This is a genomic window from Rhizobium leucaenae USDA 9039 (assembly GCF_000426285.1).
Classification (GTDB): Bacteria; Pseudomonadota; Alphaproteobacteria; order Rhizobiales; family Rhizobiaceae; genus Rhizobium; species Rhizobium leucaenae.
On the sequence record NZ_AUFB01000039.1, the window covers coordinates 22,482 to 34,785 of the forward strand.

Annotated in this window: 13 protein-coding genes and 1 pseudogene; 5 read left to right on the top strand and 9 right to left on the bottom strand. The window is 62.0% G+C overall.

What is annotated here, in order from left to right:
- Nucleotides 1-177: 177 nt before the first annotated feature.
- Genes K290_RS0129975 through traA form a run of 4 tightly spaced genes read right to left on the bottom strand, consistent with a single transcriptional unit; the run spans nt 178 to nt 5,823 of the window.
- Nucleotides 178-786 (bottom strand): TraH family protein, encoded by a 609-nt coding sequence (locus K290_RS0129975; RefSeq protein ID WP_028755129.1) that lies wholly within the window; start codon nt 784-786, stop codon nt 178-180.
- A gap of 15 nt (nt 787-801) precedes the next feature.
- Nucleotides 802-1,959 (bottom strand): conjugal transfer protein TraB, encoded by a 1,158-nt coding sequence (locus K290_RS0129980; protein WP_028755130.1) that lies wholly within the window; start codon nt 1,957-1,959, stop codon nt 802-804.
- Nucleotides 1,949-2,515 carry a conjugative transfer signal peptidase TraF gene (traF, locus tag K290_RS0129985; protein ID WP_028755131.1) on the bottom strand — a complete coding sequence of 189 codons (567 nt, stop codon included), beginning with the start codon at nt 2,513-2,515 and terminating at the stop codon, nt 1,949-1,951. Before traF ends, K290_RS0129980 begins: the two co-directional genes overlap by 11 nt.
- The gene (gene traA, locus K290_RS0129990; protein WP_028755132.1) at nt 2,512-5,823 is read right to left on the bottom strand and encodes a Ti-type conjugative transfer relaxase TraA; all 3,312 of its coding nucleotides are present in this window, start codon (nt 5,821-5,823) and stop codon (nt 2,512-2,514) included. Before traA ends, traF begins: the two co-directional genes overlap by 4 nt.
- A 255-nt stretch (nt 5,824-6,078) precedes the next feature.
- On the opposite strand from traA, the gene traC reads away from it, so the two are divergent.
- The 5 genes from traC (at nt 6,079) to K290_RS0130015 (ending at nt 9,836) form a co-directional block, all read left to right on the top strand.
- Entirely contained in the window at nt 6,079-6,375 is a 297-nt protein-coding gene (gene traC / locus K290_RS0129995) for a conjugal transfer protein TraC (protein ID WP_028755133.1), read from the top strand.
- A gap of 4 nt (nt 6,376-6,379) precedes the next feature.
- Nucleotides 6,380-6,592: a type IV conjugative transfer system coupling protein TraD gene (gene traD / locus K290_RS0130000; protein WP_028755134.1), complete on the top strand. Its 213-nt coding sequence runs from the start codon at nt 6,380-6,382 to the stop codon at nt 6,590-6,592.
- Nucleotides 6,582-8,507 (top strand): Ti-type conjugative transfer system protein TraG, encoded by a 1,926-nt coding sequence (gene traG / locus K290_RS0130005; RefSeq protein WP_028755135.1) that lies wholly within the window; start codon nt 6,582-6,584, stop codon nt 8,505-8,507. Before traD ends, traG begins: the two co-directional genes overlap by 11 nt.
- Before the next feature lie 455 nt (nt 8,508-8,962).
- A complete protein-coding gene (locus K290_RS0130010; protein ID WP_245276707.1) occupies nt 8,963-9,376 on the top strand; it encodes a thermonuclease family protein in 414 nt (137 codons plus the stop codon).
- Between the two features lie 202 nt (nt 9,377-9,578).
- Complete coding sequence (locus K290_RS0130015; RefSeq protein ID WP_028755137.1) at nt 9,579-9,836, top strand: WGR domain-containing protein; 258 nt, start codon at nt 9,579-9,581, stop codon at nt 9,834-9,836.
- A 33-nt stretch (nt 9,837-9,869) separates the two neighbouring features.
- Here K290_RS0130015 and K290_RS38100 read toward each other — a convergent pair whose 3' ends face one another.
- The 5 genes and pseudogenes from K290_RS38100 to K290_RS0130035 all read right to left on the bottom strand — a co-directional run.
- A complete protein-coding gene (locus tag K290_RS38100) occupies nt 9,870-10,043 on the bottom strand; it encodes a hypothetical protein (protein ID WP_172831069.1) in 174 nt (57 codons plus the stop codon).
- Between the two features lie 422 nt (nt 10,044-10,465).
- Nucleotides 10,466-10,957 carry a hypothetical protein gene (locus K290_RS0130025; RefSeq protein WP_028755138.1) on the bottom strand — a complete coding sequence of 164 codons (492 nt, stop codon included), beginning with the start codon at nt 10,955-10,957 and terminating at the stop codon, nt 10,466-10,468.
- 324 nt (nt 10,958-11,281) lie between these two features.
- Entirely contained in the window at nt 11,282-11,446 is a 165-nt protein-coding gene (locus K290_RS38105; protein WP_172831068.1) for a hypothetical protein, read from the bottom strand.
- 320 nt (nt 11,447-11,766) lie between these two features.
- A pseudogene (locus K290_RS36720) lies at nt 11,767-11,937 on the bottom strand (DUF736 domain-containing protein); the annotation flags it as partial.
- Nucleotides 11,938-12,099: 162 nt separating this feature from the next.
- The coding region (locus tag K290_RS0130035) for a DUF736 domain-containing protein (protein WP_028755139.1) at nt 12,100-12,304 on the bottom strand (205 nt) is incomplete at its 5' end.

Consider the following 12,304-nt stretch of genomic DNA (forward strand, 5'->3'; position numbering starts at 1 on the left):
TTCACGGTGCGGCTAATTAATAGCAGGGGCAGCTCAGTCCGTGGCGCCCCTGTCAAATTACAGGGGTTTGCCGCAGGACCCCGGGAATTACACTAATATCATGCATTTGAAGCACTAATTTTCTGCATTGGCCCCAATTAAAATAAACATCGGCGGCCGAATGGGACGAGCCGCGCGTTAATGCTGGCCACCGATCCGAGAGAGATCGATCCGGATACCAGCGTCATGCACGTTCGGTTGGGCAGACGCGGCTGGCTCGACAGGTTGATCGGCCGGCGTCGACGCATCGCGCTCGACGGCACTGTTGGGCTGCTCGGCTACCGGGCCGCCCGGATCCTCCGCCTGAAACACGCTCTCGCCCTCGAACTCGCCCGTCTTCCAGGCATAGACGGCGTCATCGAATATCTGAGGGAAGACCTCCTCGCTCTTGGGGTTTCCGTACCACTTGGTCACAATCCGGAGGATCTTGGCGAACATTGCCGTTCCCATGCGAAGATTGGCACACGGCTCGACAAGGTCGGGTTTCAGCTCGGAGGCGTCGCTGGCGCCGACGCCAGCCGGAAACTGTGTCAGGCCAACCCGAACCACCGCATGCCCGACATTCTGCCGAATGATCTCCACCGCCTCGTTGGCCGACCTCGCCTTCGGAACGAGGAGCAGTCGCCCGCCCGATTTCACCGTTATGGCGAGGGGGTCAGGAGACCCGACAGCATTGACGAATTGCTCGACAATCGCCGGCTTCAGGGAAGGTTCGGCGCATTCTTTGATCAGGGCAGCGTCCAGCATGACGTCTCCAAAATTTCAGGTGTTGAATGCAAGAACAAGCGGTTTTGCGAAGAGCTTTGCCCAGGCGATGGCGTTCGCCCGTTGGATCGCGACAATGGATGTCCCGCTGGTCCACCATCCATTGCCGACCGCGACGATAAAATCCGGATCGTGGAACATCGATTGCAGGATCGGCCAGACGATGAGCTGCTCGTAGCAAATCAGAGGCCCGACCTGGTGATCACCGACAGCCGCCGTCGGATTGGCGAAGAAATGCGCCCGGGCGCTGCCGGTCTCACGTCTCCACGACCGCCATGGCTGCCACATCGAGCCTGGGACCGGCATCCGCTCGCGATAGAGGATCTTGCTGCCGGCGGCGGAGACGACGACGAGCACATTGTCATACCCGTCGGCATCGATGCCGGCGGCGCCGGCGACCATCGAAATCTCCGTGCCCCGAAGAGCTTCGATCCAAAGCCGTTCGACCGTCGGCGTCCAGAAGCCCAGGGCGCTCTCGGGCAGCACGATCGTTTGGCCAGCCCCACGATCCTTCACCGTGGCAATCAGATCACGGTGGCGCTGCATGCTGGCGTCCCGACCCAGCGAAGAGGCCATTTGGAGATCGACGCCCTGCCAGCCCTCCGGTAGTTTCGGATCGGTCCAGAAGGCGGCGGACCACAGCCAAAAGCCTGCGAGGGCGATGGCAACAGCCGGCCACATGCGGGTTATGAGGCCCATGAGGCCGGCTGTGATCGCCACCATTCCCCACCATCCCCATTCGGGAAAGACGACGCCGGCGGATGTCACAGGATGTGCCCAGCCGGTGATTCCGAAGGGTGGAACGGTCATTAGGACAGCGGCCACAAGATAGCGAAACGGGCGAGTACCGGCGTTCTTCGTCCAGAGCACCGCATGCACGCCAACAAAACTCACCGACGCACACAACCATAGTAGCAGACCGGGCCAGAGGTCCGATGAATAGAAGGTGGCGACACCCTGCGGCAGACCGCGAGATGCTGCCAGAAAATATCCGGCGGAAACCAGCGCAGCCACTGATCTCGTTTTCGCCCGCGCCCACAGAATTGGGAATGCCAGTGCGGCCGGAAGCAGCAAGACATGACCACTCCATCCGATTGTCCCGGCGACCATCGCAGCAATGATCAGCAGCGTTGGTTCGCGATGATCACGGCGCATAGGTCAGAACCTCTTGCGCCAAGCCAAGGATACCGGAAGCGGCAACGGGACCGAAATAGCGGGAGTCGTAGGAGCCGGCGAAAGCCGAGTGCAGGAAGACGCTACCCGCCGGCACGATCCCGCCTCCGAACGGCGTCAACGGCCGTCCCTCTCCGTCCCGGTCTACAAGCGTCGATCGACCAACGTCACGCCCATCGATGCGAACGCTTGCTGCGACCTCGATCCGCTGGCCGGCGACGGCGATCACCGTCTTGATCAGCGGCGCAACGCCGCCCGGGCAAAGCCCGGAGCGCAGATAACCCCGACTGAGCGCCTCCTGCATGGCTGCCGTTCGAGGCGGGCAAATGAAGACGAGATCGCCGACATCGGCTGCACGATCCAGCTTGATGATACGCCAGAGACCGAGCGGTTCGCTCGGCGTGAAATTGATCCGGTAGCCACCAAGCCCAGCAGTGACGATTGCACCGAGAAGCGCTGCTGTGACCGACGCCGTGGACCGAAGGAGCCGTGTGTACGGTCGCCGCTCCGGCGCCATTTTCATGCGAGGCATGTTCATTTCAGCGACATCCCCTGGCCCTTGGCCTGGCGCATCGCCTCGGCTTGTTTCAGGGCTTCGACGGTTCGCTCATGGGCACTGAGTTTCTGCACTGCGCGCATCAGGCTCCAGGCTGACTGGACCTCCGCCTTCTGACCGGGGCTCATGCCCGCGGTAATCGTCTTGAAGGTCTCGCCGCTCGCGTCTTTCGCCGCAACCCCCAGGAAGGTACGCTCGCCGAACCGTTCGGCGACGGCCTTGGCAAAGCCCTCGAGTTCCGCCTTCACCATCTTGTCTGAAAGCGCATATTCCAGCCCAGACGGAAGGTCATTCCGGTCGATCGCGTCGCGCACTCGCTCGAGCACCGTCTTGGCGCCCGGCGAGAGCGCGGGGATGTCGATAGAAACCTTCAACCTTGCCGCCCGCTCTTCGGTCTGATGCTTGCGCTCGGCCTCCGCACGCATTTCAAGGAAGCGCTCCAGATTGCGGGCTAGTGCGGGCACGTTGAGGAGAGCGGTCTCGCGATCTTTCTTGTCGGCCTTGCCAGCGAGAATGCCCGTCTTCCCCTTGATCGCTCCGAAGGTTTCCGGCTCGTTTGCGATCTTGAACAGCGTGGCGGCGGCACTCGCCTTGTCCTTGAGCATGAGGTCGACATTGACAGCTTTGAACGCCGCCTCAGGGTCGGCATAGACAAGCTGGAACCGCGTCGAAACATCCTCCCATTGCCGCTTCAGACCTGGATCGGACGAGAGCTTGTCTTCGACGGATTGCTCGACCGACTTGGGGAAGTTCGTGATGCCGGACACCATCGGCTTTGCCTCCTTGGCTGTATCGGGACGGTGAGTTTGGGACGCCGGGGCGAAGAGGCCGATCCTGGCTGCGACAGCCGCAAGCCGGCTCGCCAGATCTTTGAGCATCTGTTTCTGCCGAACCGTCCACTCAAGCCGATCGCGAACCAGGGTTCGGGCGGCGTTGACGAGATGGAGGCCGCGGGCCTCGGCGAAACGAAGTGCTTGGCGATAGAAAGGACCGCCGGCGTAGTCGAGGGTCGTTTCCTTCGCATTTCTGCGCGAGAGAACCGGCACAAGCCCACCGGCCTTGTCGAAGGACCTGCGGCCGTAATAGACGCTGAGATCCTCGCGGTGACGGGTCATCGCGACATAGGTCAAATGCCGGTCCAGCGAGAGGGAGGCCAGCACCTTGACACGATCAACGGTGGCGCCCTGGCTCTTATGGATCGTCGTGGCATAGCCATGATCGACGTTGCTGTAGAAGCGCTGCTCGACGACGACCTGACGGCGATGTTCGCCCTCACCAGTCTCGGCAACCATGCGACCGGGTGCTGCATCAACGACCCTCCCCAGCATGCCGTTCTTGACGCCGAGCGATGCCTCGTTCTTGAGGAACACGATTTGATCACCGACTGCGAAATTCCGTTCGCCGTCCTCGGTCTTGAACATGCATCCTTGGTCGAGTACCCCGCGTTCGATGAGTTTGATGCGGGCCATCTGATTCAGCATGCGAACGTCGCGGCGCAGATGAGCGAGGATCAGCGACGTCTTTGCCGGATCGTAATCGCGATCCCAGGCGGCGATCAGATTGTCGACGGCATCCGCCTTCAGATCCGAACCTATCACCTTGCCGTTGGCACGGTAGGCGTCGACTGCCTTTCCGATCTTGCCGCGCGCCAGGTCGAGCGAGGCGTCGCGCATCCATTGCTGGCGCTGGCGGTAAATGGTTTCGAGTTCGGCATAGCCGATGCGATCGGCAATCGCGCGGAAGGCGGCTCCTGCTTCGATCGGCTGAAGCTGTTCGGGATCGCCGATGAGAACGAGCTTGGCGCCGGCCTTGGTCACCGCTTCGACGAAGAGCGCCATCTGCCGCGACGACACCATGCCGGCCTCGTCCAGGACGAAGACAGTCTTGTTATCGAGTTGATTGCGCCCCTCATTCCAACGCAGCTCCCAGGACGCCAGCGTGCGCGAGACAATGCCCGCTTCCTTCTCCAGGCCTTCGGCTGCCTTGCCGGCGAGGGCTGCGCCGACGACCCGGTAGCCGGCCGCTTCCCAGGCCTCGCGTGCGGCCTTCATCATTGTAGTCTTGCCGGCGCCGGCGCGGCCGATGACGGCGGCGATCCGCTCACGCCCCGCAACATGTTCGATCGCGGTTTTCTGCTCTTCCGACAGACGCTCATGGCGCCCGAAGGTCGCCGCCAGTACCGCTTGCCGAACACCATGCGACGATCTCTGCGAAAGCCAGATGGCACGATTGGCCATCTCCGATTCCAGCCGGATCATGTCGCGGGTCGTGTATTTAGCGGGAACGCTTGAGCCGGTCGCGAAGTCGACGCGCTCCCGTTCGATCCGCAAGGTCTCGGGGCAGAGGAGGATCCGGACCATGAGATCCTGGAAGAGGCCGGGATCGTCGATGTAGCGGTAAAGGATCTTGGCGACATCACGCTCGTCGAAGACGCTTTTCTCGCGCGTGATCAGGTCCAGGACGATCGTGGGACTTCGTTCGATCCGCCTCGCGTTTTCGGCTCTTCGCGCTTCCTGCTGTTCGAGCCGCTCGAGTGTAATATCCTTCCGGGCGCCGGCAGATTTCCGCTCAATCGCCTTGGTACCGACACCGAGATGGATGGTCGGGTCCAGCTCGATCCCTCGCTTTTCAAACGACCGCCCATCGACACGAAGGTCGAGGCCGGCAAGCGCCAGGTGGCGGTTCTGGCAGGCAAACCAGCCGTCACGAAACGCATTGAAATCATCAAGGCTGCCGGCCCAAAGTTCGTAGACGATTTTTCCGGCATCGTTGCGAACCGGTTTGCCATCTGGTGCAAGCACCGCGACCTTCTTGGCGCCGAAACCGTCTCCTGTCAGCGGCCGCAAGGTGGTCATAAGGTGCACGTGCGGATTGCCCGGCGCGTCGTGGTAGACCCAGTCGGCAACCATGCCCTTCGAGGTGATGTGCCGTTCGACGAAATCCCTCATCAGCGCGATGTTCTGCTGGGCAGTGAGTTCCAGCGGCAGCGCGATGGTGACGTCTTTGGCGAGTTGCGCGTCCGACCGCTTTTCGGAGGCCTCGACCTTGTTCCAGAAGGCCTCGGATGCGCCCGAGACCGAGCGGTCGGCGATCATCGAGCGCAGCCAGTCAGGAGCGTCGGCCGGGATGACAAACTCTTCGTGGAGCAGTCCCTGCTTGCGGGTGTAGTCGATCGTGCGCGCTTCCCGCTCAAAGTCCATCTTGGCGCAATGCCGGTAGGCCGCCGACAGAACCGCGCTGCGGCCGGAGCCACGGGCAACGACGCTGACGGAGAAGTGAGGGACGGCCACGGCGGAGTTCTTTCCCGATTGCGAACAAAATCAACAGGTTCCTTGGAAGCGGTAGGCCCCGCCAGGGGCAGAAAGCAAAGCGTCGCATCAGCGACGTATAATTGCGCCCTTCGGATCCGCTCCTTCGGAACGGCCGGGATGATGCTCAAAGGCGTTGGCTGCGCCAACTCGCATTTCTGTTAGTAGATCGGCACGCCGATCTCATGGGACTGTCACGTGGTTCGAAGTCGGAAACCGTGAAAGGACCACCGGGAAATGAAGAGACCATCCTCCAAGATCCGCGACGAAATCGCCAAGCTGCAGGAACAGCTCAAAGTCGCCGAAACCCGCGAGGCCGAGCGCATCGGTCGCATCGCGCTGAAAGCCGGACTAGGCGAGATCGAAATCGACGAGGCGCAACTTCAGGCGGCCTTTGAGGACCTGGCCAAGCGGTTTCGCGGAGGCAAGGGAGGATCGAACGGGAGGGAGAGGGCAAGTGCAGGCGGCTCGAGCACGGCCGACACCGCGCCGGTCACGCCTGGCGCGGCTGCGAGCGGCGCTGCTGAGACTTGAGCGAATGGCACGCACCTCCACCTCCGACGCCCGAAAGAAGGACACGCGGGAGAAGATTGAACTCGGCGGGCTGATCGTCAAAGCCGGTCTCAGATACGAGAAGCGTGCACTCCTCCTCGGTGCACTGATCGAGCTCAAGCGAAGGCTCGGTGATGATGCTGGGGAACGCCAGCGGCTGATGATGATCGGTGCGGAGGCGTTCGGCGATGAAACTTAAGAAATTCGCACTGTTTCTCGTCCCGCTCATGTCCATGATCGTGGCGACCATTGTGACCAGCGGCGGCGAGCATTGGCTCTCGGGTTTCGGAGAATCGGAAGCCGGCAAGCTCATGCTCGGCCGTGCCGCCATCGCCTTGCCATATGCGCTCGCTGCAACTCTTGGCACCGTCTTCCTCTTCGCCTCTGCGGGCACCTCGAACATCAAAGCCGCGGGCTGGGGCGTCGTGGCTGGCGGGGCCGCGGCGATCGCGATCGCCGCAGGCCGAGAGATCGGGCGGCTTCATGCCCTGATGGACAGGCTGCCACCGAAGCAGACGATCCTGGCCTATACGAATCCCGCCACCGCGGTCGGGGGCGTCGCGGCCGCGCTGGCCGTTGGATTCGCTTTGCGCGTTGCAATCGTCGGCAACGCCGCTTTCGCGCGATCGGAACCGAAACGCGTCAGCGGCAAACGCGCCCTGCACGGCGAAGCCGACTGGATGAAATTGCAGGAGGCAGCGAACCTGTTTCCCGATACGGGCGGCATCGTCATCGGCGAACGATATCGTGTCGACCGCGACAGCACGGCGGCGCTCGCCTTTCGCGCGGACAACGCCGAAACATGGGGCGGCGGCGGCAAGTCGCCGCTCCTGTGTTTCGACGGCTCGTTCGGTTCGTCCCACGGCATCGTGTTCGCCGGCTCGGGCGGCTTCAAGACGACATCGGTGACGATCCCGACTGCGCTCAAATGGGGCGGCTCGCTGATCGTCCTCGATCCCTCCAATGAAGTCGCACCGATGGTCATCGATCATCGGCGTAAGGCCGGCCGCGACGTCTTCGTGCTCGACCCGAAACGCCCCGACATCGGCGTCAATGTGCTGGACTGGATTGGCCGCTTCGGCGGCACCAAGGAAGAGGATATCGCCTCCGTCGCCTCATGGATCATGAGCGACAGCGGGCGGGCGCAGGGAGTGCGTGACGACTTCTTCCGTGCGTCGGGACTGCAACTGCTGACGGCGATCATCGCCGACGTCTGCCTGTCGGGTCATACGGAAAAGGAGAGGCAAACCCTTCGTCAGGTTCGTGCCAATCTGGCCGAGCCCGAACCGAAATTGCGCCAGCGATTGCAGGAGATCTATGACGAGTCCAAGTCCGACTTCGTCAAAGAGAACGTCGCAGCCTTCGTGAACATGACACCGGAGACGTTCAGCGGGGTCTACGCTAACGCGATCAAGGAGACGCATTGGTTGTCCTACCCAAATTATGCGGCATTGGTCTCGGGATCGAGCTTCGCAACCGACGCCATCGCCGGCGGCAACACCGACGTCTTCATCAACGTCGACCTGAAGACGCTTGAGACCCATGCCGGCTTGGCCAGGGTCATCATCGGCTCGTTCCTCAACGCGCTCTATAACCGTGATGGATCGATCCACGGGCGAGCGCTCTTTCTTCTCGATGAGGTCGCGCGTCTTGGCTACATGCGAATACTGGAGACTGCACGCGATGCCGGCCGCAAGTATGGGATCACGCTCACCATGATCTATCAATCGATCGGCCAGTTGCGCGAGACCTATGGCGGACGCGATGCCTCGAGCAAGTGGTTCGAAAGCGCGAGCTGGATCTCGTTTGCGGCTATCAACGATCCGGAAACGGCGGACTACATCTCACGCCGTTGCGGTATGACGACAGTCGAAATCGACCAGGTCAGCCGCAGTTCACAGGCGAGGGGATCGTCGCGCACACGATCGAAGCAACTTGCGGCGCGCCCGCTGATCCAGCCACATGAGGTCCTGCGCATGCGCGCCGACGAACAGATCGTGTTCACGGCCAGCAACGCGCCGCTCAGATGCGGTCGCGCGATCTGGTTTCGGCGCGACGATATGAAGTCCTGCGTCGGAATGAACAGATTTCATGAAGCGCAGAAGCAACCCTAGCTCGTCCGATCGCGCCGGCGCGCAGTGCAACGAGCAAGGCCGATCCGGGAAAATGAAGAATATCGGAGAAATAAGCGTGAGCGTCCGCCCGGAGGGCGGGATTTCGGGAATTCTCGTCGTGCGAGGAGCGGAAACAGCGCAGCCGCAGGAGCCTCAACATAGTGGCCCGATAGGGGAGGCGGGACCGACTGCGCCCGCTCCCTCGCACACCGCATTGAGCCACCTGCCCGTAAACGCAGATGAAACCGAAGCCGGGATAGGTTGAGACGATCAGGAGAGGAGCAAGGGTGACGAAAACGAATGTGATTCCGTTCCGCAAGCCGCGGAAGTCCGGCGGCAGGAACGGACGAAATCGCTGGCATGGAAAGTCTCCCCGATCGGGATCGAGCCGCCCGCGCGCACGCCTGATCGGGGTCCTCTGCGCCACGATCATCGCTCTGGGAGGATGGTTTGTATTGGGCGGCGCTGGCAGCCTTTCCGGTCTCCTCGCCGCGGCCAATACGCCGACATCAGACTCGCTGTCCGCCGCGTTTTTGATCTGCGGCGCGGATCGCCATGTGAATTGTGTCGTCGACGGCGATACGTTCTGGTTCCAGGGCGAGAAAATCCGCGTCGCGGATATCGACACGCCGGAACTCAGCCCACCGCGCTGCGAGGTGGAAAGGATCAAAGGCGAGGCCGCGAAAGCGCGACTGCTGGCGTTGCTCAATAGCGGCAAGTTCTCGCTTTCAGCCGGGTCCCGCGACGAAGACAAATATGGCCGCAAGCTCCGTACCGTCACGCGGTCCGGGCGCTCGCTCGGCGAGGAACTGATCGACGAGCGCCTGGCCAGGCGTTGGGATGGCGCAAGACACCCCTGGTGCGACTGACGCCCGCGAGAGGATCGTCACACGCATGGGCGGAGACCGTCTTCGGGCTCCGTGAGCATAGTGAGTAGAGCCGTGCGCCGAAGGCGTCTCGCCCAAGCCCTCCACCGCATCTCGCATATCATCACCGGTGTGAATCGATCCACGCCGACTGATTCATAAGTGTCGTTGGACGCAATTGCCGGGATCGGCGATTCTGGTCCCCATGATCTCGCAACCCTACCATCTCTATGTCGAACGCTCGGACGCTTCGATGAACATGGCCCGCTTCTATGCCATGTCGATCGAGGCGAACCTGTTTGGGGACGTATGCCTGCTTCGCAAGTGGGGCCGAATTGGCACCAGGGGACAGATGATGGTCCATCATTTCGGGCGGGAGGAGGAAGCGGTCAGGCTGTTTCTCGATCTGCTGCGACAGAAACGAAAACGCGGATACCGGCCGCGTGCCCGGCTGACGAATTGAAACAAGGCCCACCGAAGCGGGCCTTGCAATCCCTCATCGGCGCAGGCGCCAGTCAGTCTCGAACGACACTTCGATCTCGACGAAGAACGGGATCTTGATCGCGAACTTCAGGCCAAGCTTTCCCTTGCGGAAGAAGTGGCTGAGCACCTTGCAGAGGGCACGGAGCCGGCGGCCGGTGGAGGCGAGGAATTGAGCGAGCTGTTGCATGAAAATCTCCTTTCGATTTGCTGACATCGCGGGGATAGACAGCGGACCGGAAAGGAGAGATGCACCCAAGGGCCGAAACGGACGTGGAGGACCTGGCGCCGACTGAATTTTAGTGCGCGAGGAGCAGCAAGGCTGCGGGGAAAATTCTGGCGGCGCCAGGTTGCGTCACGACGAACGGGCCGCAACATCCCCAATGAGAGATGTCAGCATGGTCGAAGGAGCCGTGCAGCTGATTGCTTCGTCGAGACCACGGAGCTGACACGTATCCTGGACAGGTTCGCGCTCATGTTCGGCCCATCGGCGCACCTCGCTTCCGACCGGCGCACGCAGAAAGTGTGGTCCGAGAGTGCGCTGACCAAGTCCAAATCGAGAGGCCGCCTTGGCCGCCCCTCGATGAATCGGGACTGCGACTGCAGGACCGGTCAGGATCCTGACCACCATGCGTGAACGGCGCGCGCTGCGTGAACGCCAATTCCGGTTTCGCGTGTGATGTCCTCGAGGATCGGCGCCAGTGAGCCGAGTTCGTCCTCGGTCAGGGAGACCAGTTCCGGATAGTCGAGATCGACGCCAGTGTAGTCTGCCGTCAAAGCGATGACCCAATCGCCGCCGTTGATCCGATATTCGTGCGTGTCGAAATCAATTTCTATCTCGTCCAGCAGGTTGATTGCAAAGCGCCCGAAAATCTCGATCTCACCTTCCAACTGATATTCCGCGAACTCGTCGCCGCCTGTGAGCACGCTCCGCTCCAGCGCCATCATGATACGCAACCGGCTCATTCCAGCTTCCAGCCCTTCGACGAGGCGATCATGAAGTTCTCGGGAGAAATCAGTGTCGCAGCCGAAGCGGTTTGCGAGGACGACAAGCCGGAAGCCGGCAAGCTTGGTGTAGAGCATGAGGTTCAGATCGGTTGTCATAATGTGATCTCCTTCGTTGATGACGGAGATCCGCCGCTCCGTTGCAAAGAGGGGTCAGGGACCGCGGAACGCGGCTCGCAAGCGGGGGAGCCGATTTTTTCAGAGCCCGGCGGCGGAAAAATTGGGGAAGACCGCGCCGTCCTTGACGCCGGATTTGCTGGAGTAAAATCGGACGGCAGAGAGAGAAGAGACCCGCGGGCCCGAGAGGGGTCGCGACCGTATCCGGCGCGAGCCGGCGGGAGTGTCGGGGGATGAAATTCCTGACAGCCGGACCGGCCGGTCAATCCGGCGGATCGGCTCATCAGACGGAAGAAAGGGGCTCCCTCAGAAGGGCGGCCCGGCTTCGATGACACCGTCCTGTTCGGCAAGCATGACGGCGAGATCCGCCTGGGCGAGCTGAAGCTCTGCCTCGATCTCGCGACGCTCGGCAGCATCCAGCGTATTGTTGAGTTCGGCACGCAGTTCCTCGATGTGCTGTTCGATCGTCATCGTCTTGATCTCCTTGAGTTCGTGAAAGACGACGACGCGGGGCGTGGTGGGATGGCGGGGTCAGGGATCGCGCAAGCGACCGCCGGCGGCGGCGAATGGGGGAGCCGATTTTCTGGCGATGGCCAAAGGCCGGCGCCGGAAAATTGGGGGAACCGTTCGTCCTTGAAGCCGCCATCCCACCACGGCACAGATCGGGCGATCTGAGCAGACATTTCCGGTTCCGTATGGCACCAGAAAAGCGGTAACGGGCTCGATGCCTGTTACCGCTTTGCCAATCGGGCCGTTTGGCCCCGCCTTCGTGAGCGGGGCCGTCTCGGATCTCAGTCCCGGTTAGGGCGGGACCAGATCAGCTGGTAACCGTCCTCGCCTTCGACTTCGGTAAGGGTCGCGTAGATCGGGGCGGGGAAGCTCGGGTCGTCCAGCTTGACCGAGAGATAGTCGCGGTCCGTCTCGGCGGAGCGCTTCTGCCACGCGGCGCCGAGCTCGACGTTTTGCGGTGCACCGCAAAACGTCGATTATGCTGAGAGTGTGATTATGCGGAGTGCTGATCGCTGAAGGCTGGATTTCTCGACGATAGCGGCGGCTTCTGCTCCGCATAATTCCACTGGTGTGGAAGAGGCGCCCCGCCGTGAAGCGGAGCGCCGATGTGCTGGTCAGCGCGACCAGATGAGCTTGTGCTCGCCCTTGTCGCCCTGGACCAGGGAGGCGTAGACCGGGGCCGTGAAGGACGGATCGTCGAGCTTGAGCGAGAGGTATTCGGCGCCTGTTTCGCGGGCGGTGCGGGTCCAGCCTGCTCCGAACTCGACACCGCCTGCAGTGACGCGGAAGTCCGGGGCGCGGTCGTTATCGCGGTCGCAG